Genomic DNA, 26,880 nt, shown 5'->3' with positions numbered 1-26,880 from the left:
GCTGGTGCCGGGGCTGGCGCAGGTTCGGCCGGCTTCATCGGTTCCGCCGGTGCGGGTGCAGGGGCCGGTGTGCTGGCCGCCGGCGGCTCGGCCGGTGCCGGGTGCTCACCACTTCTTCCGAAAACATAATACGCGACAACCGCCAGAATAACGACGACCAGTGCAATCAGCCAACCACTGCCGCCGCCGCCGCCGCTTGGCCTCGGAGTGTTGGTGGATGGATTGAACGGGTCGTTTGGATTCGGTGCGTTCGCCATAAAACTGTCCTCCGTGGATGAAAAATATCAATCAACACCAATTAACGCGCAATCACCTAACTGGTTTCACGCTAGGGTTGGAAAACGCCAAAAACAAGGGCAATCCTGCCTCTCCTGAGGCTAAATGGCGTCGTTTCGCCACGCAGTGTGCCACGTTCGCGCCTGCTATGGTCGTTTCTGAGGATTTGCCATGATGAATCGAACAGTGCTGGTTGTTCCGAATCACTTCGCTGCTCTTGCCGGAGCCCAATTCGCCGACCGCTATGTGCTGGTCACCGAAGGTCTTTCGTTGACCGCGCTCGGCGCGGCGGAACGGGCCCTGGGGCGAACGCCGCGATGGGTCGGCAGGCTCACGGCCTTGCGCAACCTTGCTGTCAGGCCATTCGGGCTGAAGACAGGCCACGAGCCGGCGGTGTTGCCGGCTGGCCGGATCGGAATATTCCGCTCATCAGCCAGCTTCCCGGCAAGGTCGTGCTTGGCCTCGACGACCGGCATCTCGATTTCCGCCTCCTGGTCGAAGTCAGGGATCTCGGCATGACTTGTCAGGAGGTGGCCGCAACGACCATCGTCAAGACACACAATTGGCTCGGGCGCGCGTATCTGGCGATTGTCATGCCGTTTCACCGGATCATCGTTCCGGCGATGCTGGCTCAGGTTTTGACCAAATAGAGCTAGAATGCGACAGGTGTAACGCTGTAGCCGGCCTTGCGGAAATCCTCGACCAGGCCTTCGGGGCCGGGAAGGTGGAGCGCGCCGACCGCCATGAAGGCATTGCCCTTGGCAAGGATCGGCTCGGCATGTTCGACCATCACCTTGTTGCGGCTGGTGATCATGGTCTCCTCGAACGACGCATAGCCCGCCGGGTCGTCCTGCCCTCCCGGCATGGCGGCGCGAAACAGCGGCCAGAACATGCCGGTGTCGCCGCGCTGGTAGAGCACGATCATGGTCTCGTTGATATCGTTGACCTTGTCGCCGAGCTTCAGCGTGTCGACGAGGCCCTTCATGTGAAAGGCCAGCGGCAGCGAGGCCATGGCGCGCAGCTGGCTTTCAGCCGTCTCCAGCCCTTCCACCGGCTTTCCGGCAGCCTTTGCACCCTCCGCCAACTTGACGTCGAGCACCGGTGCGCCGCCGGACTGGCGGGCGAGCTCGCAGGCCGGCAATGCCATCATGGCCGACAGCATCCACGGCTTCATCTTGGCAACGGTCGCCGGCGGGATGCCGCGCGCGTCGAGGGCGGTGTTCATGGCCGCGGCATCGTCGGGTGACAACAGCGACGACAGCGTCGTCGAGTCGGTGAACATCATCAGGTCCGGTTCCTTGAGCATCGCGACCATCATCTTCTGCTTGTCGAGCACGTCGGTGGTTTCGATGACGATGGTGCCGGCGGCGTCATAGGCCTTCTGCGCGTCCGCGGGCAGCGTGGTGACGCGCGGGTCGGTCATGTGCATGGTGCCGAACAGGAAGGATGGTTTTTCGCCCGGCTTTTCCAGCTTCCACAACAGGCCCTTGCCGTTCGGCGTCGCCGCTGCTTCGGCCTCTATCTTGCGATAGGTCGCCGGATCATTCTTCTGCAGGGCCGACAGCATGTCGGCGCCGCTGCAGGTCGGGATTTCGGCATGCGCCCTGCCGGCCGCGAAGAGCAAGACGGCGAGGAACGACAGAAAAAACAGGACGTTGAGCGCAACAAGCAGCTTCAGGGAGACGTGAGCTGCACGGTCGGCGATGGCGATGACGCGTTTCATGATCCTCTTCTAAGACCGAAAAGCGGCAAAACGGTTAACCTGCACGGCGAAATTGAAGGGTTTATGCCCTTGGATGGGCGGATTCGTAGATTTCGAGCAGTCTTGCGGTGTCGACGCCGGTGTAGATCTGCGTCGTCGACAGGCTGGCGTGGCCCAAGAGCTCCTGGATGGTGCGCAGGTCGCCGCCGCGCCCGAGCAGATGCGTAGCGAAGGAATGGCGCAGCGCATGCGGCGTCGCGGTGTCGGGCAGGTTGAGCGCCGAGCGCAGCTTGGCCATGTCGCGCTGGACTATGGCCGGGTTGAGCGGGCCGCCGCGCGCACCGCGAAACAGCAGGCCCTTGGGGTCGAGATGATAGGGGCAGAGCCGGCGGTATTCGGCGATTGCCCGCAGCGCCACAGGCAGCACCGGCACCAGCCGCGTCTTGCCGCCCTTGCCGGTGACGCGCAATACTGTGTCGGCCGCCGACCCCAGGTCGGCACCGGCCAGGCCAAGCGCCTCGGAAATACGCAGGCCGGAGCCGTAGAGCAGCGTCAGCACGGCGGCGTTGCGGGCAGCGATCCAGGGTTCTTCCGCCAATTGACCCTCGACGGAAACGACATGCTTGGCATCGCTCGCCGTCAGCGGCTTGGGCAGCGATTTGGGCTGGCGCGGCGCGCGCAACGCGGCAGCGCCAGCCGCGTTGGCGAGGCCGCGCCGTTCGAGGAAACGCAGCAACGAGCGGATGCCGGCGAGACCACGGCCAAGCGTTCGGGCCCCGGCGCCGGCGTTGCGCCGCGCGGCGAGAAAGCCGCGCAGATCGGCCGGGCGCAGGTTGGCGATGTCCGCAATTCCGGGCGAGCCGCCGCAATGGCCGGTCAGGAAATGCAGGAACTGCCTGACGTCACGCTCATAGGCTTCGACGGTTTCCGGCGACAGTCGGCGTTCGCGCGCGAGCATCTTCAGCCAGCTTTCACGCGCCGCCTGGAGATCGGGTTTGGCCGGGATGAGGAATTCTTGCATGGCGGCATTTTCGGGTATTCGGGTTAGGAAGCGGTGAAGAGCCCGTCATTGAAATGACAGCCGCGTGGGGCTAGAGCAGGCCAAAGGATATTTCGCCATGAGCAAGCCCCAGAACCCTGTCCAGATGGCCGTGATCGGCGCCGCCCATGGCATCAAGGGCGAACTCAGGGTGAAGACCTTCACCGGCGAGCCGATGGCGCTGGCCGATTATGGCCCGCTCTATGCCAGGGACGGCCGTGCTTTCCAGATCATCGACATCAGGCCCGCCAACACCGTCGTCGTGGTGCGTTTCAAGGGTATCAGTGATCGCAACGCCGCCGAGGCGCTGGCCGGCACGGAGCTGTTCGTCGATCGCTCGATGCTGCCGGACGACGGCGAAGAAGACGAATTCTATCATGCCGACCTCGTCGGCCTGGAAGTCCGGGACGACACGGGTGCCGTGCTCGGCAAGGTCGTCGCCGTGCATAATTTCGGCGGCGGTGATATCCTCGATGTGACGCTGGGCGGGCGCAAGGGCGTGCTGATCCCGTTCACGCAGGCAGCGGTGCCACAAGTGTCCATTGCCGAAGGCTTCGTCCGGGTCGACCCGGCGGCGGCCGGGCTGGTCGACGACGCGGACGGCGATGGCCCGCGCGAAGAAGACTTCGACCCGAAGGGCAGGCCGCGCGGACCGAGCGACGCCGGGGGCAACCGGTGAGTTTTTTCGCCTCCGTGCTGACGCTCTATCCCGAAATGTTTCCGGGCGCGCTCGGCCTGTCGTTGGCCGGGCGTGCGCTTGAGGCCGGCACATGGTCGCTGGAGGCGATCCAGATCCGCGACTTCGCCACCGACCGCCACCGCACCGTCGACGATACACCGGCTGGCGGCGGCGCCGGTATGGTGATGCGTGCCGATGTGCTGGCGAAAGCGATAGACCATACCTCGCCGCCAAGTGATGCACGGCCACGGCTTTTGATGAGCCCGCGCGGCAGACCGCTGACCCAGGCCCGGGTGCGCGAACTGGCCGCGGGTCCTGGTGCCGTCATCGTCTGCGGCCGCTTCGAGGGGGTCGATCAACGGGTGATCGAAGCGCGGGAATTGGAGGAAGTCTCCATCGGCGATTTCATCCTCTCTGGCGGCGAGCCCGCCGCACTGGCGCTGCTCGATGCGGTGGTGCGGTTGTTGCCGGGCGTCATGGGCAACGCAGTATCCGGCGAGGAAGAGAGTTTCGAGAACGGCCTGCTCGAACACCCGCACTATACAAGACCGCAGGAATTCGAAGGCCGCGAGATTCCCGAGGTGCTGATTTCCGGCAACCACAAGAAGATCGCCGCATGGCGGCGGGCGGAGTCGGAAAAGCTGACCGCGGAGAGGCGTCCGGACCTGCTTGCTGCTGCTCAGCCCTTGGTGAAGTAGTAAAAGGCAAGAAACAGGCCGACGGCGACGACGAAGCCGCGCACCGCGTTCTGCGGCACGCGCTTGGCGATCCAGACGCCGGCATAGCCGCCCAGCGCGCCGCCCGGGATCATGATGATCGCCTGAGGCCAGGCAACGACGCCGCCCGAGACGAAGACGGCGATCGCGACAGCGGCGATGACCACGGCCAGCATGTTCTTCAGTGCGTTCAGCCGATGGTAGTCGCCGGCTTGTGTGAGGCCGAGCGTTGCCAGCATCATCACGCCCATGCCGGCGCCGAAGAAGCCGCCATAGACGGCGGTGACGAACTGCGCCAGCGAGCCGGCGAGTGAGCCCACGGAAGCTTCATGGCCGGGTTTTGGCGCCGGCTTTAGCCACGGCCCTGCGGCGAACAGCGCCGTCGCGCCTAACAGCAGCCATGGCACCAAGGCGCGAAACGATGGGTTATCCAGCGCCAACAAGATCAGTGCGCCGGCCAGCGCGCCGGACGCCGAGATCAGGCACAGCACAAGCGCGCCGCGCCAGAAATGCCTGATGTCGGCAGAGTAGGCGAGCGTCGAGGTGATGTAGCCCGGAAATTGCGTGACCGAGGACGTGGCGTTGGCGACGATCGGCGGCAGGCCGACCAGCGTCATGGCGCCGAAGGTGATGAAGGTGCCACCGCCGGCGACCGCATTGGCGGCGCCTGACAGAAAGCCCGCCAGGAACAGCAGGATGGCATCGAATACAGACATGGAGGTGGCGCTCAAAAACTGTGGTATTGCAGGCTTAGGAGGCCTGAGGGCCCGGAGCAACCCGGCACGGCAAGATTACGATGGTGCCATCCGAGCAGAAAATGCGCGGCCAAGGCGTGACAAAGCTGCGAAATAGCTGTATGTGCCCGCCCGTACCGGCCAGAAAGAATCTGCCGGACCCGTCAACAATGACGGTGTAGTCGCCCCTGCCCGATGTTTCAAAGACAGATGTCTCGAACAAAGGGCATAGCCGAGCGGTCAATGGAACTGCAAGGCGAGTGTCGGACGCTCTGACTGTCGGAAGAACAAGAAGTGGACTTTTGAGATGGATATTCTCCGTCAGCTCGAGGCCGAACAGGCCGCCAAGATCGAAGCCAAGCGCAAGCTTCCCGAATTCCAGCCTGGCGACACCGTGCGCGTCCAGGTCCGCGTGACCGAAGGCACCCGCACTCGCGTCCAGGCTTATGAGGGCGTCGTCATCGCCCGCGCCGGCGCCGGCTTCCAGGAGAACTTCACCGTTCGCAAGATTTCCTACGGCGAAGGCGTCGAGCGCGTGTTCCCGGTCTACTCGCCGATGGTCGAAGGCGTCGAGATCGTGCGCCGTGGCAAGGTGCGTCGCGCCAAGCTCTACTACCTGCGCGATCGTCGCGGCAAGTCGGCCCGTATTTCGGAAAACACCGGCGTGCGCGCCCGCAAGCTGAATGACGAGGAGCGCGATGCGCTGAACGCCGAGAAGGCCCGCATCGAGGCCGAGAAGGTAGCCGCCGCCGAGGCTCTGGCCGCTGAGAAGGCCGCCCAGGACGCCGCCGAGAAGAAGGCCGCCGCCGAGGCCGCTGAAGCCGCCAAGGCTGCCGAAGCAGCCACCGCCGAATAAGGTTTTCGACGAGCATGTTCAAAAAGGCGGCTTCGGCCGCCTTTTTGAGTTCCCGGAGAACAGTTGGGCTGGCTGAAATCCGCGGTTGACTCGGTTTATATCGTGTACTAAATAATCGTGCACGATTTAACTGGAGAAGCGAAATGCCTGCATTGTATTCCACCCAAGCCCGCGCCGTCGGCGGCCGCGCCGGCCATGTCCAGAGCAATGATGGCCTGCTCAGCCTCGACCTTGCCATGNTGCCATGCCCAAGGAGCTGGGCGGCAAGGGCGGCGCCACCAATCCCGAGCAGCTTTTCGCCGCCGGCTATGCCGCCTGTTTCGAAAGCGCCATGCGCTTCATCGCCGGCAAGCAGAAACTGCCGCTGCAGGACGCCTCGGTGACGGCCAATGTCAGCCTGCACAGCAATGCGCAGGGCGGATTTGTGCTTGGCGTATCGCTCGCGGCGGAAACGAAAGGTCTTGATCAAACGGCGGCGGAAGCGCTTGTATCGGCGGCGCATCAGGTTTGCCCCTATTCCAACGCCATCAAGGGCAACATCGAAGTGACGCTTTCGGCAAAGGCGCTTCCGGCAAAGGCAGCATGACCGCGGAAACGACAACCACGTCCACACATGCCCCGGCGCAATTCTCCGGGGTGGCAAAACTCGATCAACAGCTCTGCTTCGCGCTCTATTCGGCAAGTGGGCTGATGACGCGGCTGTATCGTCCGTTGCTCGATCCGCTCGGCCTGACCTATCCGCAATATCTGGCGATGCTGGCGCTGTGGGAGCGCTCACCGAGCACAGTGGGCGAACTTGGCGAGGCGCTCGGGCTCGATTCTGCGACGCTGACGCCGCTGCTCAAGCGGCTGGAGGCCGGCGGCCTAGTCACGCGCCGTCGCGACCCCGCCGACGAGCGCCGGGTTCTGGTGGAGCCGACGGCGAAGGGCCAGGCACTGCGCGAGCAGGCCAGAAGCGTACCGGCAGCGATGCTTTGCAATCTGCCGTTGGACGTCGACGAGTTGAAGTACCTGCACCACACCCTGACGCGGTTCGTCTCCGGCTTGCGCAAGGCGGATCCCGGCACCGCGAGCCCGAGCTGATCGCAGCCGCAGCACTGATCCTTCTCGAATTGCGGGATTGAAAGCATTGGAATCCGCTTTCGCGTGCACTGACGCAGCGGAGCGTCTTGCATGACGCCTGCGGAAAGCTAAAGTCGGCGCCGGATTTTCCTGCAAACCCGGCCATGCCCGGGTCATTCAATTCCCGGGGAGTGTGTCATGACCAAATCGAAACTGCTGCTGGCAGGCCTGCTTGCCTTCATCCTCGCGCCTGTTGCCACGTTCGCGCAGGCGCTGCCCGACCTTGGCGGCAAGAAAGTTGTGGTAGTGACCGAAAACGCCTATCCGCCGCTGCAGTTCATCGACGCCAAGACCGGCAAGCAGATCGGCTGGGAATATGATGCGATGAACGAGATCGCCAAGCGGCTCAATTTCACGGTCGAGTACCAGAACACCTCCTGGGACGCGATGATCCAGGCGGTTTCCGACAACCAGTACAACATCGGCATGACCGGCATCACCATCAAGGACGACCGCAAGGAGAAGGTGGATTTCTCCGACCCCTATATGCGTTCGGAACAGTTCATGCTGGTGCGCGGCGATGAAAGCCGCTTCACCGACGCCAAGACCTTCGGCGCCTTCAAGGACGGCTTGATCGGCGCGCAGGCCGGCACCACGCCCTTCTACACCGCGGTCTACAGCGTGCTCGACGGCAACGAGCAGAACCCGCGCATCAAGCTGTTCGAGACGTTTGGTGCGACGGTGGAGGCGCTGAAATCCGGGGACGTCGATGTCGTGCTGACCGACGGCACCGCAGGCAAAGGCTATGTCGATGCTTCCGAAGGCAAGCTGAAGTTGATCGGCGGACCGCTCGGCACCGAGGATTTTGGCTTTATCTTCCCGAAGGGTTCGGATTTGGTGAAGCCGGTCAACGCGGCCATCGCGGCGTTGAAGGCCGACGGGACGCTCGATGCGCTGAACAAGAAATGGTTTCTTGATTACAAGATGGGGCAGTAGGCCTCCTTGCCACGCGCATTACATGATGGTTATGCGCGACAATTCGCGCTGACTTTTCGCTTGAACGCCCCCCTCTATCCTGCCGGGCATCTCCCCCTCAAGTGGGGAGATTGGCTGTTCATTCTGATTTCGCCAATCGCAAACGTTAGAGAAAGAGCGACGTCATCGAGGCTGCCAATCTCCCCCCTTGAGGGGGAGATGTCCGGCAGGATAGAGGGGGGTGGCCTGGCGCGTCGCGACATTTGCTTGGCCGGCATCGCCTGAATGTCGACGCATGCATCTTCCTCCAAAGCCGACTTCCCCTGGTGGCTCGTCGTTGCTGTAACCGTAGCGATCGCGGTGGCCGTCTTCGTCGCCACCAGCAACCTCTACGCCCAGGTCTTCGCCACGGTTGCCAAGGGTATCGGCATCACCATCTTCGTCACCGTGATCGCCTTCGTGCTGGCCTCGGTCATTGGCCTCGGCATTGCGCTGATGGGAATGTCCGGCTCACGCTGGCTACGCCAGATGGCCCGCTTCTATGTCGAGATCATCCGCGGCGTGCCGATCCTGGTGCTGTTGTTCTGGATCGCCTTTGTCGGTGCACCGGCCTTCGTCACGGCCTGGAACGCGCTGACCGAGCCGCTGCAAAGCGCCGGCATGCTGGGCGAGTTGCTGGTGCGCGACGTGTCACTCTTGTGGCGTGCCATCATGGCGCTGACCATTGGCTATTCGGCCTTCATCTCGGAGGTTTTCCGAGCCGGCATCCAGGCGGTGGAAAAGGGTCAGATCGAAGCGGCGAAGGCACTCGGGCTGAGCCGGGCGCAACGCTTTCGGCTGATCGTATTCCCGCAAGCGATCCGCACCATCCTGCCGCCGCTCGGCAATGACTTCGTCGCCCTGGTCAAGGATTCATCGCTGGTCTCGGTGCTCGGGGTCGCCGACATCACGCAGATGGGCAAGGTCTATGCCGCCGGTTCGTTCCGCTTCTTCGAGACCTATTCGATCGTGGCCTATATCTATCTCATCTTGACGGTAGGCCTGTCGTTGGCCTTGCGCGCACTGGAACGGCGGCTGCATCGCCAGCACGAGCAATAGTTTTCGGGCCAAGACAGCGCTACGATCCCTCAGCATTCTCGTTGAGGAGGTCCCATGATCGTCGACAAAGCCAATGCGGCGCTGGATTCGGTCTATACGGCCGACACGCCGGAGGCGCTTGAAGAGGCCTATGCCGCATGGGCCGCGACCTATGACAGCGAGACCGCATCGCTCGGCTATCTCCTGCCTTTCCTGATCGCCGCTTGGGTGGCGCGCCATGTGCCGGCAGGCGACGGGCCATTGCTCGATGCCGGCTGCGGCACCGGCCTGTCGGGGCCGTCACTGAAGGCGCTCGGCTACCGCGACATTGCCGGGCTCGACCTTTCCGGCGACATGCTGAAGATCGCCGGCAGCCGCAACGCCTATAGCGAGCTGAAGCAGGCGATGCTGGGCGGGACTCTGCCATGGCCGGACGGCCACTTCCGCGCCTTCTTCTCCGCCGGGGTGTTCACCATCAGCCATGCGCCGGCGTCTGGCCTGCATGAACTGGTGCGCATCACCCGGAAGGGCGGACATGCGATCTTCACCGTGCGCGACCAGGTGTTCGAGAGCGGCGGCTTTCAGGCCGTGTTCGACCAACTGGAGCAGATGAAAAAATGGCGAGCGGTCGAGCGAAGCCCATGGTTCCGCTGCTATGCGATCGCCGAGCCGGATGCGTTGGTGAAGACTTTTGTGTTCGAAATCCTGTAGCGGAATAAGCTTGGTCCTCGCCATCCAAGCACCCCATCGGTCGGAACCATGTACACGTCGGTGCGTTCCAAAACCGTGGGGCTGCGCCTCACCGCTACTATGGCGCCGCCGCAGTATCTCGGCACAAGAGGAGAAGGCTGAATGGCGTCCGTCCGTTATATCGTTGCCGACATAGACAAGGCGGTAGAATTCTACCGAGACAATCTCGAATTCAAGGTCGAAATGCACAATCCTGGCAAGTTCGCAGCGCTGCTTCGCGACGATCTTACCCTGTATCTCAGCGCTCCAGGTGCGGGAAGCGGTGGTCAGGCCGGAGGTGAACCGGAGCCAGGCGGATGGAACAGGTTCATGGTCATAACCAGGGGGCTGGACACCCTGATAGATCGGAAGAGCGTCGTGTAGGGNGCGCTGGCCGGGCTATTCTGCTTGAAGATCCATCGGGCAATGTGATTGAGCTGTTCGAATTCAAGAAGGACAGACAGTGATCTCCCCATTTCGGGGGGCGGGCAACCAGGTTCCGCGAAGGCACGCAATTGCCGAAAAGCCAAAACATTGGTATGAGCCACGCCATGGAAGAGCTATTTGGCGATCCGGCCTATAAGGGGTTCGTGCTGCAGGACAGGAAACGCCTGCCGTCGCGCTTCTCCGCGCGCGTGTCCGGGGCGCTGACCAGCCGACTTTCCTAGGCCGACCTGTCCAGGTCGTTTCGCCGGGCCGAAAGTCAGGCGTCTGCTCTTTCTCATTCTCATATCGACGGATTTACGCACATGAGCGCACCGCGCACCCTCTACGACAAGATTTTCGACGACCATGTCGTCGACCGCCAGGATGACGGCACCTGCCTGCTCTACATCGACCGCCACCTCGTCCATGAGGTGACCAGCCCGCAGGCCTTCGAGGGCCTGCGCATGACCGGCAGAAAAGTCCGGCATCCGGAAAAGACGCTGGCCGTGGTCGATCACAACGTCTCGACCTCGCCCGAGCGCAAGTTCGGCATCAAGAACGAGGAAAGCCGCATCCAGGTCGAGGCGCTGGCCAAGAACGCCAAGGATTTCGGCGTCGAATATTATTCCGAGAACGATATCCGCCAGGGCATCGTCCATATCATCGGCCCCGAGCAGGGTTTCACCTTGCCCGGCATGACCATCGTCTGCGGCGACAGCCACACCTCGACGCATGGCGCCTTCGGCGCGCTTGCGCACGGCATCGGTACGTCCGAGGTCGAGCATGTGCTGGCGACGCAGACGCTGATCCAGCGCAAAGCCAAGAACATGCTGGTGCGCGTCGACGGCCAGTTGCCGGAAGGCGTCACCGCCAAGGACATCATCTTGGCCATCATCGGCGAGATCGGCACTGCCGGCGGCACCGGCTACGTTATCGAATATGCCGGCGAGGCGATCCGTGCACTGTCGATGGAAGGACGCATGACGATCTGCAACATGTCGATCGAAGGCGGTGCGCGCGCCGGCCTGATCGCCGCCGACGAGACGACCTTCGCCTATGTCAAGGACAAGCCGCGCGCACCGAAGGGCGCGGCCTGGGATGCGGCACTCGAATACTGGAAGACGCTGCGGTCCGACGAGGGCGCGCATTTCGACAAGGTGATCGTGCTCGACGCGGCCAAGCTGCCGCCGATCGTTTCCTGGGGCTCGTCGCCCGAGGATGTCGTGTCGGTGCAAGGCATCGTGCCGAACCCGGAAGACATAACCGATGAAAACAAGCGCACCTCCAAGCAGCGCGCGCTCGACTATATGGGGCTGACGCCAGGCACCAAGATCACCGATATCTCGCTTGATCGCGTCTTCATCGGCTCCTGCACCAATGGCCGTATCGAGGATCTGCGCGCCGTCGCCAAGGTGGTCGAAGGCAAGACGGTCAGCCCGCATGTCGATGNCTGGCGCGAGCCGGGCTGCTCGATGTGCCTTGCCATGAATGACGACCGGCTGAAGCCGCATGAGCGCTGCGCCTCGACCTCGAATCGCAATTTTGAGGGCCGGCAAGGCTTCAAGGGCCGCACACATCTGGTGTCGCCGGCGATGGCGGCGGCGGCGGCGATCGCCGGCCACTTCGTCGACATCCGCGAGTGGAAATAACTCCGAAGCGCCCAGCTTCGAACACGTTCCAGGCCCCGGACCGCTTTGCGGCTCCGGGGCCTTTTTTATCCGGTCCGTTCACATATTCGCTTTCGCTTAACCGCTTGTTTGCGCTTGCGCTCTAAGTCTTCCCCGACGTAAGCGGGGAAATCACAGTCGTTTGGACACGGGTCTGCTCATAGCGCTGCTCAATCCGACGATAGCGTTGGCGCTCGGCGCTGCGTTCCTCGTGCTATGGTCCTATCAACGCCACCGCCCGTATCTCGCCGTGCTGGCGATCAGCTACAGTCTCTCGGCGGTCGGCTTCCTGCTGCAGTATTTCACCTTGCCGATCGGCATGCCGCTGACCAAGCTGGCGTCGAACATCTGCTTCACCATAGCCGGCTGCTGCCTGTCCGGCGCCGTCGTGCACCGCCATGGCCGCAAGGTGCCCTATGTTGGGATCGGCGTGCTGGCGGGCGGCGGCCTGGCTTCGTTGTGCTGGTTCCTGTTCGTCGCGCCGGATCTCACCTGGCGTATCCTGGCGATGAATTTCGCTTTCGGTGGGATCAGCCTTCTGGTCGCCGCCGAACTGCGCCCGGTGCGCCGCAACGGCCCGACCGAAAACATCCTGTTCGTGCTGTCGCTGCTGTCGGGCGTCAACTTCTTCGTGCGCACCCTTATCGTCGTAGTCGCGCACGGGCCCTTCACCAGTTATGACGGGTTCTACGGCTCGTCCTACTGGACGACGGCGCTTCTGTCGCACGCTCTGCTGTCGCTGCTCATTGCGCTGTGCCTGTTTTGCGCCGCCGCACTCGACGTGATGAAGGCGCTGAAAACGGAGACGCATACCGATCCGCTGTCGGGCCTGTTCAACCGCCGCGGTTTCGAGGAGCGAGGCATGCTGCTCTTGCGGCACTGCGCCACCGCGCGGTTTCCGGTCGCGCTGGTGCTGGCCGACCTCGATCATTTCAAGGCGCTCAACGACGTGCATGGACATGCGGCGGGCGATCGGGTGATCGCTGATTTCGCCGCCAAGCTTCGCTCCGCGGCAGGCGCACGCGGTGTTGCCGGGCGTATCGGCGGCGAGGAATTCGCCGTGCTGCTGCCGCTCAGCGACCTCGGCGCCGCGCGGCTGTTCGCCGAGGCCGTGCGAACGCTTTATTCGGCTGGCCATGTCGACGGGCTTCCTGTCGGCACCAAGGTCACCGCCAGCTTCGGCGTGGCGGCCCGAAGCGGTGACGAGGCGCTTGAGCCGCTGATGCGCCGTGCCGACGACGCGCTCTACAAAGCCAAAAAGAATGGCCGCGACAGCGTGCGCCTGTCTTATGAGCGGCCGGAAACGGCGTTCGTCCCGGAGCCGCTCAAGCTGGGCTGATCTCGCACGGCCGGGCCGAAAAAACCGGAACCATTTTTGACGACATGCACTAGCATTAACGTCTTCTTCGCCCGTCGATGCTTAGCTGTCGGCGCGGGTGCGGGAAGATCATGAGCGGCGCCAACTTCATCCTTTTGATCAATTTGTCGGTTGCAGGCCTGCTGGCGGCGTCCTTCATGGCGATTGCCATCCATGATGTCGGCCGCGCTGCGGCGCGCTGGCTGGCTTTTGGCTATCTGCTGGGGATGGCCTATTCGGCGATCGAATTCAGCATTCCCGCCTTCACCGACGCGCGGCTCCCGGTCGTTGCCGCCTTCGCGGTTTTCCTTGGCGCCACAATTGCGTTCAATGGCGGGCTTGCCCGCAAGTATGGCGTGGAGCCGCCCTGGCTGCCGATGCTGTTGTTCCTGGTCGCCACGACCATGGCCGTGTATTTCGTGCAGGACCTGCCACGCCAGTCGCTGGTCCGCATGATGGCCTACCAGCTTCCCTATGCGGTCATGCAGTTCGTCGGGCTGGCAATCGTCTGGTCATCGAGGCAAGGGCCCGCCCATCTCGATCGCATATTGATGGCCGTTCTGGCAGCGAGCGGCCTGCAGTTTGCCTCAAAGCCGTTCATTGCGCATGCGCTCGGCGGCTGGGGCGCCAATCCGCAAGCCTATCTGCAAAGCAGCTACGCGCTGGTGTCGCAATCGCTCGGCACGGTCTTTGCGTTGGCGCTGGCGCTGCTGATGCTGGCCATCCTGGTTCGCGACGTGCTTGCCGAAGTGACCTCGAAATCGGAGACGGACACGCTTTCGCGCCTGCTCAACCGCGGCGGCTTCACCCGCCATGCGGAGTTGGCGGTGCTTGGCGCGATGCGGCAAGGCGTGCCGGTCGCCCTGGTTATCGCCGACCTCGATCACTTCAAGAGCGTCAACGACAGTTTCGGCCATGCGTCCGGCGACCGGGTGATCGAGACTTTTGCAGGTTTCCTGCGTGAGGCCGCCGCCGGCCATCATGTCGCCGGCCGCATCGGCGGTGAGGAGTTCGCCATCATGCTGCCGGGAACCAATCTTGCCGCCGCCCGGCTGTTTGCCGAGGGCACCCGCAGTGCTTTCAGTGCGCTTCCCATAAACGGGCTGCCGGCGGACAATCGCTGCACAGCGAGTTTCGGCGTCGCCGAACTTCATCCGAGCGAAGATTTTACCGATCTGATGCGGCGCGCCGACCAGGCGCTCTATCAGGCGAAGAATGCCGGGCGCGATTGCGTGCGCATCTCGGCCGGGCCAGCCGACAACTGGTCGTCAGCCGGAATGGACGGCAGAGCAATTCCAGGAGAAATGTGAGACGTTTCCCCGAGAAAGGCGCGGTGCGCTTTCCCTTGGAAATTGCGTCCAAACACGAGTCTAGCGGCAGGGGCTGAGTTCCGGCATCTCACCGTCGGAAAGTCCGTACATATAGGAACGGCCCTTCACCAGCACCGGTGGCCGGTAGCAATCGCTGTAGCCTGATAGATCGTCGGCTTCGTTCTCGTAGATCACCTTGGGCTGGCCGGCGCTGGTGTAGTCGGACAGTTGCTTGGCCAGCCTGCCTTCGCCGACGAGGATGCGCTTGTAGCCGGCGGCACTGTCGATGACGAGATTGCCGAAGGAATCGGCGTAGACGCGATCCTGATGCCGCGCACCGGCGACTGCTGGCGCCACGAGGCCGACGACCGAGGCCGCCACTGTGAGCGCCGCAAGGCGCGATCTGCCCGAATTCGAACGCATGGCGTCCTCCATGTCTTGAGGAAAGCCTCCTCGAATCGGAAATTAACGCTTTCTTAACCTTTGTTAAGAGGCTGACGCGCTTCGCGGCGATGTCTCGGTGAACATGGTTAATATCCGTTAATATCCGACTGGATGGAAAACCCGGCGGCCATCATTCGGCCATGCTTGGCCGCACCATCGCGCCGGCGTTCGTCTCTGCGTCGGGATGACCTAAATCTTGGCAAAGCATTCGCGGCTGATTTGCCGCGCGGGAGGACGGCAAATGGCGGTACGCCGAATGGTTTGGGTGTCCGTTTTCCCGTTGCTCGTTACCGTTGCTGCCTGTGTGCCGCAGGATGGCGCGCCGAAGGCGGTCAATTCGTCTGCGCCGGCTCAGCCGTCCATCGCAGCCGCGGCGCCCCCGGCAGCTGCAACCAAGATCACCACCGACCTTACTGCGCCGCGATCCGGCATAGGCACGGCCACCTACAGATGCGGCAATAACGGCATGATTGCCATCCAGAATCTCGGCACGTCATTGCGTGTGGTCGGGTCCGACGGCGCGACCGAGGAGTTTGCGGCGTCGCCTGCCAACCAGAGCAGCCGCTACCAGGCGGGCACACATGACGCAATCGTGATCGACGGAAGCGAAGCGCTGGTGATGAAGAAGGGGTCGACGCCGCAGACCTGCAAACGCTAGCGCCAATCTCGATATCACTGGGCCCGGTGACAGGCATGCTGCACTGCAGCGATATCGAGCCGGCTTCGGGCCCCAGCGCTAATCGATTGAAGCCGGGAGCTTGCCGTTTAGTCAGACTAAATTACGTTTTCGAAACGGTTTTCTGGCTTTGACGCGGTGCAAAAAGAGCATTAGAAACCGGCTGTCCGAAGTCGCAACCGGAAGCGGCAATGCCGCATTTCCACATGAGGCAGGAGACGCCGAACTGGGGGAGCCATGAGCAAATCACCAGCCACCCGCGAATTTGCCAGACGTGAACGGCCGCTTTCGCCACATCTGAGCGTGTACCGGCCGCCGATCACGATGACGATGTCGATCATCCATCGCATCACGGGCGGGGCGCTGTATTTCGGTACGCTGCTGGTCGCGCTGTGGCTGATGGCTGCGGCAAGCTCGCAGGCGACGTTCGACTGGGTCAACTGGGCCTTCGGCACCTGGCTCGGCCGGTTGATCCTGTTCGGCTACACCTGGGCGCTGATGCACCACATGCTGGGTGGCGTGCGCCATCTGGTCTGGGACACCGGCAACGGTCTGGAGAAGCACACGGCCTGGAAGATCGCCTGGGCCACGCTGGCCGGCTCCATCCTGCTCACGCTGCTGATCTGGATCGCCGGCTATATGGCGCGGGGAGCCTGATCATGAGCGACAACAACTCCGACATGCGCACGCCGCTGGCGAAGGTCCGCGGCCTCGGGTCCGCCCGCGAGGGCACCGGACATTTCTGGCGCCAGCGCCTGACCGCGATCGCCAACATCCCGCTGATGCTGTTCTTCGTCGGTTTCCTGATTGCACTCAACGGCGCCGACTATGAGCATGTGCGGGCAGCTCTTGCCAATCCGTTCGTGGCGATGGTGATGGCCCTGGTGCTGGTCTCCGGGCTCACCCATATGCGCCTCGGCATGCAGGCGATCATCGAGGATTACGTGCATGGCGAGGGCATGAAGCTGGCGCTGATCGCGCTCAACACATTTTTCCCCATAGCGGTCGGCGTCGCCTCGATCTTCGCCCTGCTCAAGCTGACATTCGGAGGCTGAGTTGGCCAAGGACGCAAAACGAGCCAACAGCGCTGGCTATACTTATGTCGACCACAAGTTCGACGTCGTTGTCGTCGGCGCCGGCGGTGCCGGGCTGCGCGCCACGCTCGGCATGGCCGAACAGGGCCTGCGCACCGCCTGCATCACCAAGGTGTTCCCGACCCGCTCGCACACGGTGGCGGCGCAGGGCGGCATTGCCGCTTCACTTGCGAATATGGGACCCGACAATTGGCAATGGCACCTTTTCGATACCGTCAAGGGATCGGATTGGCTGGGTGACATCGACGCGCAGGAGTACATGGTCCAGCAGGCGCCCGCCGCCGTCTACGAACTCGAACATTACGGCGTGCCGTTCTCGCGCACCGAGGAGGGCAAGATCTATCAGCGGCCGTTCGGCGGCATGATGATGAATTTCGGCGAAGGCCCGCCGGTGCAGCGCACATGCGCCGCCGCAGACCGGACCGGCCACGCCATGCTGCACACGCTCTATGGCCAGTCGCTGAAGAACAATGCCCAGTTCTTCATCGAGTATTTCGCACTCGACCTGATCATGGAGCCGGACGGGACCTGTACAGGCGTCGTCGCATGGAACCTCGACGACGGCACCATCCACCGCTTCTCGGCCAAGATGGTGGTGCTGGCGACAGGCGGCTATGGCCGCACCTATTTCTCGGCCACCTCGGCGCACACCTGCACCGGCGACGGCGGCGGCATGGCCGCGCGGGCGGGTTTCGCGCTTCAGGACATGGAGTTCGTGCAGTTCCACCCGACCGGAATCTACGGCGCCGGCTGCCTGATCACCGAGGGCGCGCGCGGCGAGGGCGGCTATCTCGTCAACTCCGAGGGCGAGCGTTTCATGGAGCGCTACGCGCCATCGGCCAAGGACCTTGCCTCGCGCGATGTCGTCTCGCGCTGCATGACGCTTGAGATCCGCGAAGGCCGCGGCGTCGGCCCGAAGAAGGACCATATCTTCCTGCACCTCGACCACCTCGATCCGGCCGTGCTGCATGAGCGGCTGCCGGGCATTTCGGAATCGGCCAAGATCTTTGCCGGCGTCGACCTGACCAAGGAGCCGATCCCGGTGCTGCCGACGGTGCACTACAATATGGGCGGCGTGCCGACCAACTACTGGGGCGAGGTGCTCAACCCGACGGCACTCAATCCCGACCAGGTGTCGCCGGGGCTGATGGCGGTCGGAGAGGCCGGCTGCGCCTCGGTGCATGGCGCCAACCGGCTCGGTTCGAACTCGCTGATCGACCTGGTGGTGTTCGGCCGCGCGGCGGCGATCCGGGCGGGCCAGGTCATCGACCGCAATTCGGCAATTCCTTCGCCCAATGAGGCCTCGGTCGAAAAGATCATGGACCGCTTCGATCGGCTGCGCCACGCCAGCGGCTCGACGCCGACGGCGGTACTGCGCGAGAAGATGCAGAAGGCGATGCAGGAAGACGCGGCGGTGTTCCGTACCCAGGAATCGCTGGACAGCGGCTGCGAACGCATTTCGCAGATCTGGGGCGAGCTCAGGGATGTCAAGGTGTTCGATCGCTCGATGATCTGGAACTCCGACCTTGTCGAAACGCTGGAACTGGAAAACCTGATGGCCAACGCCATCACCACGGTCTACGGCGCCGCGGCGCGCAAGGAGAGCCGTGGCGCGCATGCGCGGGAGGATTTTTCAGCCCGAGATGATGCCAACTGGCGCAAGCACACGCTGGCCAGGCTCAGCGAAGACGGCAAGGTGACGCTCAGCTATCGGCCAGTGCACACCGAACTGCTGCTCAAGGAACAAGATGGGGGTATCAACCCGGTCAAGATCGCACCGAAGGCCAGGGTGTATTGACGATGGCGCTGGCGGCCTCGGGATATTCCGGCACGCCCCTTCCGGCCAAGCTCGGCCTGAAGGACGGCATGACCGCCGCCTTCATCGCGCTCCCCGATGATCTCAGCGATCTCACTGAGGCCGTTGACTTCGCTCAAGTCGATCGGCTGGCCGATTGGTCTGATATTTCGGGAACGATCCTGAAATACGACGCCGTCCATGCCTTCGCCCGGCAACGCGCCGAGATCGAGGATCGCCTCGGCGATGTCGAGGCAGCGATCAAGCGCGACGGCATGGTCTGGGTATCCTGGCCGAAAAAGGCTTCGAAAGTGGCCACTGACGTCACCGAAGGTGTTGTTCGCGCCGCGGCGCTGAAGCGCGATCTGGTCGACGTGAAAGTGGCCGCCGTCAATGAAATCTGGTCCGGGCTGAAGCTCGTCATCCGAAAGGACCTGAGGTAATGGTCGAACTGACACTCCCCAAGAATTCGCAGATCAAGGCGGGCAAAACCTGGCCGAAGCCGGAGGGCGCAACCAACCTGCGCGAGTACCGCATTTACCGCTGGTCACCGGACGATGACGAGAACCCGCGCATCGACACCTATTTCGTCGACATGGACGATTGCGGGCCGATGGTGCTCGACGCGCTGCTCTGGATCAAGAACAAGATCGATCCGACGCTGACCTTGCGCCGCTCCTGCCGCGAGGGCATTTGCGGCTCCTGCGCCATGAACATCGACGGCTCCAACACGCTGGCCTGCACCAAGGGATGCGACGACATTTCCGGCGCCGTCAAGGTCTATCCGCTGCCGCATATGCAGGTGGTCAAGGATTTGGTGCCGGACCTTACCAATTTCTACGCCCAGCATGCCTCGATCCAGCCATGGCTGAAGACGGTGTCGCCTGAGCCGGCCAAGGAATGGCTGCAGAGCCATGAGGACCGCGAGAAGCTCGACGGGCTCTACGAGTGCATCCTGTGCGCCTGCTGCTCGACCTCGTGCCCGAGCTATTGGTGGAACGGCGATCGCTATCTCGGTCCGGCAACGCTTTTGCAGGCCTATCGCTGGCTGATCGATAGCCGCGACGAGGCCAAGGGCGAGCGGCTCGACGATCTCGAGGATCCGTTCCGGCTCTATCGCTGCCACACCATCATGAACTGCGCGCAAACGTGCCCCAAGGGCCTCAACCCGGCCAAGGCGATCGCCGAGATCAAGAAGATGATGGTTGAGAGAAGGGTCTAGGCGGCAGGTTGGTTGCCGGCGCGAGCAAATCCAATGAGCGATGATCTTCCAATTCTTTCCCCCGTCGAGGCGCGCATCCTCGGCTGCCTGATCGAGAAGAAGGAGCTGACGCCGGATGTCTATCCGCTGACGCTCAATGCAGCACTGGCCGCCGCCAACCAGAAGACGGCGCGCGAGCCGGTGATGGCGCTGGAACAGGTCGAGGTGCACCGGGGGCTGAAGCTGCTCGAACAAAAGGGGCTGGTGCGGCAGATGTTCGGTTCGCGCGTCGAGCGCTACGAGCACCAGATGGCGCAGCGCTTCTCGCTGACGACGCCGCAGACCGCTTTGATCGGCCTGCTGTTGCTGCGCGGGCCGCAGACGGCACATGAACTGCTGGCGCGGAGCGAGCGTATGGCGCGATTCTCATCGATCGAAGATCTGCGCGCCGAACTCGACATGCTGATCGGCCGCCGACCGCCACTCATCCAGGAAATCCCGCGCGGACCGGGCCAACGCGAGGACCGCTACGTGCATCTCCTCAGCGGCCCTGTGGACGTTGCAGCCCTTTCGGCGCAGCGGAGTGCATCGGCCCTGCCGGCTTCCGACCTGGAGGCGCGGTTGGAGGTGCTGGAGCAGGAAGTCGCCGCACTTCGCGCCCGGCTAGACGCGCTGGGCGCATAACCCCGGCGCGCCTGTGCGTTCGCGCCGGGTCATCACGCTGGATCCAGCGTGCTCAGCCGAGCCGAGCGTCAAGCGATACATTTATGGCGCCGAGCGCCTTCGAGACCGGACATCCGGCCTTGGCCTTTTCGGCCAGCTCCCCAAATTTCGCGGCATCGATGCCGGGCACCTTGCCGACCACCGTGAGGGCGCTGCCGGTGATCCCCGTGCCGGGAACCAGCGTCACCACCGCCTTGGCGTCGAGTTCGGTGGCGGGCGTGCCGTTCTCGGCCAGGAAATGCGAGAACTGCATGGCAAAGCAGCCGGCGTGCGCCGCCGCGATCAGCTCTTCCGGATTGGTGCCGGATTTGCCGCTTTCGTCCTCGAAGCGTGCCTTGAACGAATAGGGCGTGCCCTTCAGGGTTCCGCTCTGGGTGTCGAGCGTGCCCGTGCCCCCCTTCAGATCGCCTTTCCAGACGGCGTTTGCGGTGCGGTCCATGAATTCCTCCTTGGTTGTCGTGGCTGGGGTTGCCGCGGCTGGTTGCCTGGGGGAGCCCCGGCGTCCGGTCAACTATAGCGCGCGCGAAGGCGAAGGCCACTGCGCTCTTTGAACCACTGCGCAGTTGGTGGCCAAATTCTTTTCGAAAAAGTGCATGTGCAAAAATGTCGGCTTTGATCTCCCGCGCCCGTCCTGCGGGCGGCCACGAGGTTGTGGCCGGATGGAGGTTCGTATGGACAATCTGTTTTTCGCACCGTGGAAAGGCGCAGGCCGCAATGCCTGCCGACCGGAAGACTTCTGGTTGCACCCGCCGGCGTCCGGTTTTGGCCGGCTTCTGGTCGCGGTTGCCATCATCGGCATCGCGGCGTGCCTTCTCGACCATGCGGCAGCGGTCAGGGGCAACGCTGACACGCTCGTCACCGCGTCCTATGGTTCGACTGGTTCGACGCAGCAAGGGAGCTGGAAATGAAATATGTCTGTCTGGTCTATGGTGAGGAAAAGGACCTCCATGCCATGACGCCGGAGCGTCTGGCCAAGCTCGATGCCGATTCGATGGCTCATGACCGTTCGTTGGATCAGCGTGGGATACTGATCATCGCCCAGGCGCTGCAATCGGTGAAAACGTCGAAGACCCTTCGCAGGCGCAAGGGCAAGAGCCTGATCACCGACGGCCCGTTCGCCGAAACCAAGGAGCAATTGCTCGGCTTCGTCATGATCGAGGCTGATAATCTTGACCAGGCGCTGGAGATCGCCGCCGAGATTCCGCTGGCCGAAATCGGCACTATCGAGGTGCGCGCGATCTACGATGTGCCGGGATCGTAGAGGCGATTCCTTCGTCGCCCGTCGTCTGGAGCGGTGGTTTCATCGGAAGCGCCTGGCGGGGTCCGAGTTCTTCGCCCGGCGCAACTCTTGCATGTTGAAGCACCGCAAGAGTTCTCCTATCGTTGGCGGGATTTTGGGGGGTGTCGGCATGCCGTTCTTGATTGCTGTCCTTGGCGTGCTGGGCGCGGCGGCGTTCTGGTGGTACCGGATGAAGGCCATGAACGAGGCTGCGCGTGACGTTGCCGATGTCATCGGCCGGGTCCAGGGTTCGGTGCGCCGCAAGAAGCTGCGCAAGCAGGCGGCCCTGTCGCCACTGACCGCGATCGACGATCCGGTGGTGGCCGCCGCGACGCTGATCACCGCAATCGTCTCCGAGGAAGGGCCGGTCCTGCCGCGACGCGAGGCTGTCATTCGCTTGGTGATCTCCGAGATCGCCGACAAGAAGAAGACGGACGAAGCGGTGATCTACGCCAAATGGGCGGCAGCACAGATCGACGACACCACTGTTGTCATCGACAAGCTGGCGCCGTTCCTGCGCGAACGCCTCGATGTCGCCGAGCGCAACGACCTGCTGCAGATGGTCAACCGCGCCGCCCAAGGCGGCGAGAAACGCCTCGAGATATCCGACCAGCGCATACTGCGGCTGCGGCAGAAGCTGGGTTTCGAGGTGAACTAGGGGTATGCTGATATTCAGGTGATGCCGGCCTGCGAACGGCAGCTTCCTGCGCTTCCGGTTCTCGCGTACCCAAACGTACGCTCCGCTCCGGTTCTCGAAACCCACCGTTCTCGACTCGGCCTGATCTGAATCTCAACACACCCTTGCGTGTAATGACACCCCGATCAGATCGCCTCGCCCTTCAACAATCGAGGCGTGCTAGCGGACAGTCCCGACGCCTGGCGGATGAAGAACTCCTTCAGGCGCGGCATGCGTTCGACCAAGCCGAGGCCGATGTCGCGGACGGCGCGCAGCGGGCCGATGTCGTTGGAAAACAGCCGGTTCAGCACATCCGTCGTGATGCCCATCTGGACCGTGTCGAAGCGGCGCCATTGCTGGTAGCGTTCGAGCACGTCGAGCGCGCCGATATCCTGGCCGATCCGGTCGGCCTCGACGATCACCTCGGCAAGTGCGGCGACATCCTTGAAGCCGAGATTGAGGCCCTGTCCGGCGATCGGATGGATGCCGTGGGCGGCGTCGCCGGCGAGCGCGATGCGCGGAGCGACGAAAGCGCGGGCGATGGTGAGGCCGAGCGGCCAGGCGCGCGGCTTGTCGGCAACGCGGATCTCGCCGAGCTTCAGACTAAAGCGCTGTTCGAGTTCATGCTCGAAGACGAGGTCGTCACCGGCCACCAGCTTCTCGGCATCCTGCGTGCGCTCGACCCAGACGATCGACGAGCGATTGGTGCCGTCCTCGCTGGGCTTGAGCGGCAACGTCGCGAAAGGGCCGGCCGGCAGGAAATGCTCTTCGGCGCGGCCGTTGTGCGGGCGTTCATGCGCGACCGTGCAGACGATGCCGGACTGGCCATATTCCCACTTCACCGTCTTGATGCCGGCCATGTCGCGCAGCTTGGAGTTGACGCCGTCGGCGGCGACCAGCAGCCGCGCCTTCAGTGTCGCACCGTCGGCGAGATGCACGGTGATGCCACCGCCGTTGGTCTCGAAACCCTGCACCGCCACGCCTTCGATGATGTCGATGCCGAGTTTCTCGGCGCGGGCCCGCAAGGCGCCGTTCAGCACTTTGTTGGCGACCATATGTGCGAACGGCTCGCCCGGCGCCACTTCGCCGTCGAAGGTCAGGAAGACCGGACGCACCGGATCGGAAGTGCGCGAATCGGTGATGATCATCTCGGTGATCGCCTGGGCCTGCGGCGCCATTTCGGCCCACACGCCGAGCTGGTCGAGCATCCGGCAGGCGGCGGCGGCAATGGCCGAAGCGCGGCCATCCCTTTGCCAGACACCGGCCGGCGCGGCATCGACGAGAGCGACGGCAAGGCCCGGACGGGCCTGCTTCAGCGATACGGCGCTGGCCAGGCCGACATAACCGGCGCCGGCGACCAGAACATCGAGTCCAGGCTTGGTTTTCGTGTCCACCTTGCGTTGCATCAACTTCGCTCCTTGCGCGCCAGCCGCGTCTTGCGCCCTTGACTGCCTGTCCGTCCTGTCGGAAACCGCCATAACACTTCTGCTGCGAGGGCGCGAAATATGACGGCCGCCATGGACGAGCTTCTCGGCATTCTCGACCTCGAGAAGCTGGAACACAATCTGTATCGTGGTCGCAGTCCCTTGCTCGACTGGCAGCGCGTCTTCGGCGGCCAGACCATCGCCCAGGCGCTGGTCGCGGCGCAGCGAACCGTCGACCCTGATCGTCACGTGCATTCGCTGCATGGCTATTTCATGCGGCCCGGCGACACCAAGGTGCCGATCGTGTACGAGGTCGACCGCATCCGCGACGGCGGCTCCTTCACCACGCGGCGCGTGGTGGCGATCCAGCACGGCCAGGCGATCTTTTCGCTGGAGGCGTCGTTCCAGCAGGATGAGGTCGGTCTCGAACACCAGGTGCCGATGCCGCAGGACGTTGCCGGACCCGACACGTTGCTGTCACAGCGCGAGTTGCTGGGCAAGTTCGGCGAGGCGGTGCCCGAAGGCATCAAACGCTATTGGGAGCGCGACCGGCCGATCGAGATGAAGCCGGTGATGCTGAAGCATTACACGAGCCGCGAAAAGTTGGAGCCGAAGCAGAACATCTGGATCCGCACCACCGGTCCGGTTCCGGCGGATCGCGCCATCCAGGCGGCGGTGCTCGCCTATCTCTCAGACATGACGCTGCTCGACACCTCGACCTTTGCGCATGGCCGCGCCATTTTCGACCGCGATATCCAGGCGGCGAGCCTCGACCATGCCATGTGGTTCCACCGCAGCCATGCGCTCGACGATTGGATGCTCTACACGCAGGACAGCCCGTCGACACAGGGCTCGCGCGGCTTCACGCGCGGGTCGCTGTTTGCCCGCGACGGCACGTTGATTGCCTCGGTTGCGCAGGAAGGGCTGATCCGGCTCAAGCGACCGCCTACAGAGTAGGCATTTTTCGAAAATTGCATAGTTTTTAAGCAGATGCTTTGCCGTTGTTGCGGGCACCTCACGGCTTCGGCCGCCTTCATCCCTTTGTTTACAACGGGTTAACACCCTGCTTCGGCACTTGGCACGGAGCTTGAATCCACGTGGGCACTCTCCGGCTCTTTAGGATCGGTGAAGTCGTGCAAACGCGGGGGACCGCAACAGCAAAGGGTGCAACCTTATGAAAATCGTGATGGCAATCATCAAGCCGTTCAAGCTCGACGAGGTCCGCGAAGCGCTTACCGCCGTCGGCATCCAGGGCCTGACCGTCACCGAAGTCAAAGGCTACGGGCGTCAGAAAGGGCACACGGAAATCTATCGCGGGGCGGAATACGCGGTCAGCTTCCTGCCGAAGATCAAGATCGAAGTCGCGGTCAGTGCCGACATGGTCGACAAGGCCGTCGAAGCCATCACCTCAGCCGCCAAGACCGGCCAGATCGGCGACGGCAAGATCTTCGTTTTCGGCATCGATCAGGCGGTGCGCATCCGCACCGGCGAAACAGACACCGACGCGCTCTGAGCGGCGATCACGTATTCCAATGGAGAGTTCAATGAATATTCCTTCTACCTTGAAGACGACGGGACGGGCCGCCCTTTTGGGTTCGCTCGCTCTCGCAGCATTGGGCACGGTCGCCGCCTTCGCGCAGGAAGCGGCTCCTGCCGCGGCAGCGGCTGCACCGGCTGCCCCAACCCCGGTGCTCGACACCGGCAATACCGCCTGGATGCTGACCTCGACGGCGCTCGTGCTGATGATGACCATCCCGGGCCTGGCGCTGTTTTACGGCGGCATGGTGCGCAAGAAGAACGTGCTCGCCACCATCATGCAGAGCTTTGCCATCACCTGCCTGGTGACGGTGCTGTGGTTCATGTTCGGCTATTCGCTGGCCTTTTCCGACGGCGGCGGCATGAACAGCTATCTCGGCGGCACCTCGAAATTCTTCCATCACGGCATCACCACTGCCTCGCTGTGGCTGCCGGGCGTCGCGAATATTCCTGAATTCGTGTTCTCGATGTTCCAGATGACCTTCGCCATCATCACTCCGGCGCTGATTGCCGGCGCCTTCGCCGAACGCTTCAAGTTCTCGGCGCTGCTGATCTTCATGGCGCTGTGGCTGCTGGTCATCTACGTGCCGATCGCGCATTGGGTCTGGGGTGGCGGCTTCCTCGGCACGGCCGGCGTGCTCGACTTTGCCGGCGGCACGGTCGTCCACATCAACGCCGGTGTCGCGGGTCTCGTCTGCGCGCTGGTTCTCGGCAAGCGTGAAGGCTACGGCGCCACCAACATGGCGCCGCACAACCTGGTCTATTCGGTGATCGGCGCTTCGCTGCTGTGGGTCGGCTGGTTCGGCTTCAACGCCGGTTCGGAACTGGCCGCCGACGGCCTCGCCGGCGCTGCCATGCTCAACACCCAGGTTGCGACCGCAGCCGCGGCACTCGCCTGGATGTTCGCCGAATGGATCGTCGCCAAGAAGCCTTCGGTGCTCGGCATTATCTCCGGCGCCGTCGCCGGCCTGGTCGCGGTGACACCTGCCTCCGGCTTCGTCAACCCGACCGGCGCCTTCATCGTCGGCATCGTTGCGGGCGTCGTCTGCTACCTCTCGGCGGTCAAGGTCAAGCACATGTTCGGCTATGACGACTCGCTTGATGCCTTCGGCGTGCATGGCGTCGGCGGTGTCATCGGCGCTCTGCTCACCGGTGTTCTCGCCGATCCGGCGATCAACAGCCTCGGTGCAGGCGCTTCGCTCGGCAAGCAGATCTACGGCGTCGCCGTCACCATCGTGTGGACGGGGATTGCAACCTTCGTGATCCTCTACATCGTCAAGGCGCTGGTCGGCCTGCGTCCGACGACCCAGGAAGAGGTCGAAGGCCTCGACATCTCCCAGCATGGCGAAGTGGTGCCGTAAGGCCAGCTCCGCCTCACGGGGCCGGTGGAACCTCCTCCCGCCGGCCCCCCAAACCATCCCGTCGTG

At 63.3% G+C, this 26,880-nt stretch carries 33 protein-coding genes and 1 pseudogene; 27 read left to right on the top strand and 7 right to left on the bottom strand.

Annotated features, from left to right (window positions below):
- Positions 1–257, bottom strand: a 257-nt coding sequence (locus tag X744_RS1000000174820; protein ID WP_210164169.1) for a hypothetical protein, incomplete at its 3' end; no start/stop codon positions are given.
- 190 nt (positions 258–447) lie between these two features.
- Here X744_RS1000000174820 and X744_RS01000000170050 point away from each other — a divergent pair.
- Both X744_RS01000000170050 and X744_RS1000000176285 read left to right on the top strand, forming a co-directional pair.
- Complete coding sequence (locus X744_RS01000000170050) at positions 448–795, top strand: DUF2867 domain-containing protein (protein ID WP_348626173.1); 348 nt, start codon at positions 448–450, stop codon at positions 793–795.
- Positions 729–926, top strand: a complete 198-nt coding sequence (locus tag X744_RS1000000176285; protein ID WP_348626172.1) for a DUF2867 domain-containing protein — start codon at positions 729–731, stop codon at positions 924–926. Before X744_RS01000000170050 ends, X744_RS1000000176285 begins: the two co-directional genes overlap by 67 nt.
- 2 nt (positions 927–928) lie before the next feature.
- On the opposite strand, the gene X744_RS149170 is transcribed toward X744_RS1000000176285, so the two are convergent.
- Positions 929–1,999, bottom strand: a complete 1,071-nt coding sequence (locus X744_RS149170; protein ID WP_023760972.1) for a TraB/GumN family protein — start codon at positions 1,997–1,999, stop codon at positions 929–931.
- Positions 2,000–2,060: 61 nt separating this feature from the next.
- Complete coding sequence (locus X744_RS149175; RefSeq protein WP_023760971.1) at positions 2,061–2,999, bottom strand: tyrosine recombinase XerC; 939 nt, start codon at positions 2,997–2,999, stop codon at positions 2,061–2,063.
- A gap of 97 nt (positions 3,000–3,096) precedes the next feature.
- On the opposite strand from X744_RS149175, the gene rimM reads away from it, so the two are divergent.
- The gene (rimM, locus tag X744_RS149180) at positions 3,097–3,696 is read left to right on the top strand and encodes a ribosome maturation factor RimM (protein ID WP_023760970.1); all 600 of its coding nucleotides are present in this window, start codon (positions 3,097–3,099) and stop codon (positions 3,694–3,696) included.
- Positions 3,693–4,394, top strand: a complete 702-nt coding sequence (gene trmD, locus X744_RS149185) for a tRNA (guanosine(37)-N1)-methyltransferase TrmD (RefSeq protein WP_023760969.1) — start codon at positions 3,693–3,695, stop codon at positions 4,392–4,394. Before rimM ends, trmD begins: the two co-directional genes overlap by 4 nt.
- On the opposite strand, the gene X744_RS149190 is transcribed toward trmD, so the two are convergent.
- Positions 4,376–5,128, bottom strand: coding sequence for a sulfite exporter TauE/SafE family protein (locus X744_RS149190; RefSeq protein WP_023760968.1), 753 nt, complete (start codon positions 5,126–5,128; stop codon positions 4,376–4,378). The two genes, trmD and X744_RS149190, sit on opposite strands and share 19 nt — an antisense overlap.
- A 325-nt stretch (positions 5,129–5,453) precedes the next feature.
- Between X744_RS149190 and rplS the strand changes: the two genes are divergently transcribed.
- From rplS to X744_RS149230, 10 genes and pseudogenes are all read left to right on the top strand, one after another.
- Entirely contained in the window at positions 5,454–6,002 is a 549-nt protein-coding gene (gene rplS / locus X744_RS149195; protein WP_023760967.1) for a 50S ribosomal protein L19, read from the top strand.
- Between the two features lie 143 nt (positions 6,003–6,145).
- Positions 6,146–6,588, top strand: a pseudogene (locus X744_RS01000000170045) (organic hydroperoxide resistance protein).
- Positions 6,585–7,085: a MarR family transcriptional regulator gene (locus tag X744_RS149200; protein ID WP_023760966.1), complete on the top strand. Its 501-nt coding sequence runs from the start codon at positions 6,585–6,587 to the stop codon at positions 7,083–7,085. The pseudogene X744_RS01000000170045 and the gene X744_RS149200 overlap by 4 nt, the downstream one beginning before the upstream one ends.
- Before the next feature lie 177 nt (positions 7,086–7,262).
- Positions 7,263–8,060: a transporter substrate-binding domain-containing protein gene (locus X744_RS149205; protein WP_023760965.1), complete on the top strand. Its 798-nt coding sequence runs from the start codon at positions 7,263–7,265 to the stop codon at positions 8,058–8,060.
- Between the two features lie 264 nt (positions 8,061–8,324).
- On the top strand, positions 8,325–9,137 hold the full coding sequence (locus X744_RS149210; RefSeq protein WP_023760963.1) for an amino acid ABC transporter permease: 813 nt from the start codon (positions 8,325–8,327) through the stop codon (positions 9,135–9,137).
- A gap of 54 nt (positions 9,138–9,191) precedes the next feature.
- Entirely contained in the window at positions 9,192–9,827 is a 636-nt protein-coding gene (locus tag X744_RS149215) for a class I SAM-dependent methyltransferase (protein ID WP_023760962.1), read from the top strand.
- Positions 9,828–9,968: 141 nt separating this feature from the next.
- On the top strand, positions 9,969–10,229 hold the full coding sequence (locus tag X744_RS01000000170040) for a VOC family protein (RefSeq protein ID WP_245266793.1): 261 nt from the start codon (positions 9,969–9,971) through the stop codon (positions 10,227–10,229).
- A gap of 365 nt (positions 10,230–10,594) precedes the next feature.
- On the top strand, positions 10,595–11,920 hold the full coding sequence (gene leuC / locus X744_RS149220) for a 3-isopropylmalate dehydratase large subunit (RefSeq protein ID WP_023760961.1): 1,326 nt from the start codon (positions 10,595–10,597) through the stop codon (positions 11,918–11,920).
- A gap of 160 nt (positions 11,921–12,080) precedes the next feature.
- Entirely contained in the window at positions 12,081–13,277 is a 1,197-nt protein-coding gene (locus X744_RS149225; RefSeq protein WP_023760960.1) for a GGDEF domain-containing protein, read from the top strand.
- Between the two features lie 110 nt (positions 13,278–13,387).
- Complete coding sequence (locus X744_RS149230) at positions 13,388–14,605, top strand: GGDEF domain-containing protein (RefSeq protein ID WP_023760959.1); 1,218 nt, start codon at positions 13,388–13,390, stop codon at positions 14,603–14,605.
- Positions 14,606–14,665: 60 nt separating this feature from the next.
- Here X744_RS149230 and X744_RS149235 read toward each other — a convergent pair whose 3' ends face one another.
- Positions 14,666–15,028, bottom strand: a complete 363-nt coding sequence (locus X744_RS149235) for a hypothetical protein (protein ID WP_023760958.1) — start codon at positions 15,026–15,028, stop codon at positions 14,666–14,668.
- Positions 15,029–15,290: 262 nt separating this feature from the next.
- Here X744_RS149235 and X744_RS149240 point away from each other — a divergent pair, with 262 nt between their 5' ends.
- The 7 genes from X744_RS149240 (at position 15,291) to X744_RS149270 (ending at position 20,499) form a co-directional block, all read left to right on the top strand.
- Positions 15,291–15,707, top strand: a complete 417-nt coding sequence (locus tag X744_RS149240) for a hypothetical protein (protein WP_023760957.1) — start codon at positions 15,291–15,293, stop codon at positions 15,705–15,707.
- 255 nt (positions 15,708–15,962) lie between these two features.
- On the top strand, positions 15,963–16,382 hold the full coding sequence (gene sdhC, locus X744_RS149245; RefSeq protein ID WP_023760956.1) for a succinate dehydrogenase, cytochrome b556 subunit: 420 nt from the start codon (positions 15,963–15,965) through the stop codon (positions 16,380–16,382).
- A gap of 2 nt (positions 16,383–16,384) precedes the next feature.
- Positions 16,385–16,780 carry a succinate dehydrogenase, hydrophobic membrane anchor protein gene (sdhD, locus tag X744_RS149250; protein WP_023760955.1) on the top strand — a complete coding sequence of 132 codons (396 nt, stop codon included), beginning with the start codon at positions 16,385–16,387 and terminating at the stop codon, positions 16,778–16,780.
- A gap of 1 nt (position 16,781) precedes the next feature.
- Positions 16,782–18,617 carry a succinate dehydrogenase flavoprotein subunit gene (gene sdhA, locus X744_RS149255; RefSeq protein ID WP_023760954.1) on the top strand — a complete coding sequence of 612 codons (1,836 nt, stop codon included), beginning with the start codon at positions 16,782–16,784 and terminating at the stop codon, positions 18,615–18,617.
- A gap of 2 nt (positions 18,618–18,619) precedes the next feature.
- Positions 18,620–19,057 (top strand): DUF3052 family protein, encoded by a 438-nt coding sequence (locus X744_RS149260; RefSeq protein ID WP_023760953.1) that lies wholly within the window; start codon positions 18,620–18,622, stop codon positions 19,055–19,057.
- On the top strand, positions 19,057–19,836 hold the full coding sequence (locus tag X744_RS149265) for a succinate dehydrogenase iron-sulfur subunit (protein ID WP_023760952.1): 780 nt from the start codon (positions 19,057–19,059) through the stop codon (positions 19,834–19,836). Before X744_RS149260 ends, X744_RS149265 begins: the two co-directional genes overlap by 1 nt.
- A gap of 33 nt (positions 19,837–19,869) precedes the next feature.
- Complete coding sequence (locus tag X744_RS149270; protein WP_023760951.1) at positions 19,870–20,499, top strand: DUF480 domain-containing protein; 630 nt, start codon at positions 19,870–19,872, stop codon at positions 20,497–20,499.
- A 52-nt stretch (positions 20,500–20,551) separates the two neighbouring features.
- On the opposite strand, the gene X744_RS149275 is transcribed toward X744_RS149270, so the two are convergent.
- On the bottom strand, positions 20,552–20,977 hold the full coding sequence (locus X744_RS149275) for an OsmC family protein (protein ID WP_023760950.1): 426 nt from the start codon (positions 20,975–20,977) through the stop codon (positions 20,552–20,554).
- Between the two features lie 232 nt (positions 20,978–21,209).
- Between X744_RS149275 and X744_RS149280 the strand changes: the two genes are divergently transcribed.
- The 3 genes from X744_RS149280 to X744_RS149290 all read left to right on the top strand — a co-directional run bounded on the left by X744_RS149280 (position 21,210) and on the right by X744_RS149290 (position 22,475).
- Entirely contained in the window at positions 21,210–21,446 is a 237-nt protein-coding gene (locus X744_RS149280) for a hypothetical protein (protein WP_023760949.1), read from the top strand.
- Positions 21,443–21,799, top strand: coding sequence for a YciI family protein (locus X744_RS149285; protein WP_023760948.1), 357 nt, complete (start codon positions 21,443–21,445; stop codon positions 21,797–21,799). The genes X744_RS149280 and X744_RS149285 overlap by 4 nt, the downstream gene beginning before the upstream one ends.
- Positions 21,800–21,947: 148 nt before the next feature.
- Positions 21,948–22,475, top strand: a complete 528-nt coding sequence (locus X744_RS149290) for a hypothetical protein (RefSeq protein WP_023760947.1) — start codon at positions 21,948–21,950, stop codon at positions 22,473–22,475.
- 164 nt (positions 22,476–22,639) lie between these two features.
- Here the strand turns inward: X744_RS149290 and X744_RS149295 are convergent, their stop codons facing one another.
- Positions 22,640–23,899 (bottom strand): ubiquinone biosynthesis hydroxylase, encoded by a 1,260-nt coding sequence (locus X744_RS149295; protein ID WP_023760946.1) that lies wholly within the window; start codon positions 23,897–23,899, stop codon positions 22,640–22,642.
- Positions 23,900–23,998: 99 nt separating this feature from the next.
- On the opposite strand from X744_RS149295, the gene tesB reads away from it, so the two are divergent.
- The 3 genes from tesB (at position 23,999) to X744_RS149310 (ending at position 26,814) form a co-directional block, all read left to right on the top strand.
- Positions 23,999–24,874 (top strand): acyl-CoA thioesterase II, encoded by an 876-nt coding sequence (tesB, locus tag X744_RS149300; RefSeq protein ID WP_023760945.1) that lies wholly within the window; start codon positions 23,999–24,001, stop codon positions 24,872–24,874.
- A 217-nt stretch (positions 24,875–25,091) separates the two neighbouring features.
- Positions 25,092–25,430, top strand: a complete 339-nt coding sequence (locus tag X744_RS149305; RefSeq protein WP_023760944.1) for a P-II family nitrogen regulator — start codon at positions 25,092–25,094, stop codon at positions 25,428–25,430.
- Between the two features lie 31 nt (positions 25,431–25,461).
- The gene (locus X744_RS149310) at positions 25,462–26,814 is read left to right on the top strand and encodes an ammonium transporter (protein ID WP_023760943.1); all 1,353 of its coding nucleotides are present in this window, start codon (positions 25,462–25,464) and stop codon (positions 26,812–26,814) included.
- Positions 26,815–26,880: the final 66 nt, after the last annotated feature.

It is taken from the genome of Mesorhizobium sp. LNHC252B00 (assembly GCF_000502955.1).
Taxonomy (GTDB): domain Bacteria; phylum Pseudomonadota; class Alphaproteobacteria; order Rhizobiales; family Rhizobiaceae; genus Mesorhizobium.
This window is presented reverse-complemented; position numbering and strand designations above follow the sequence as displayed.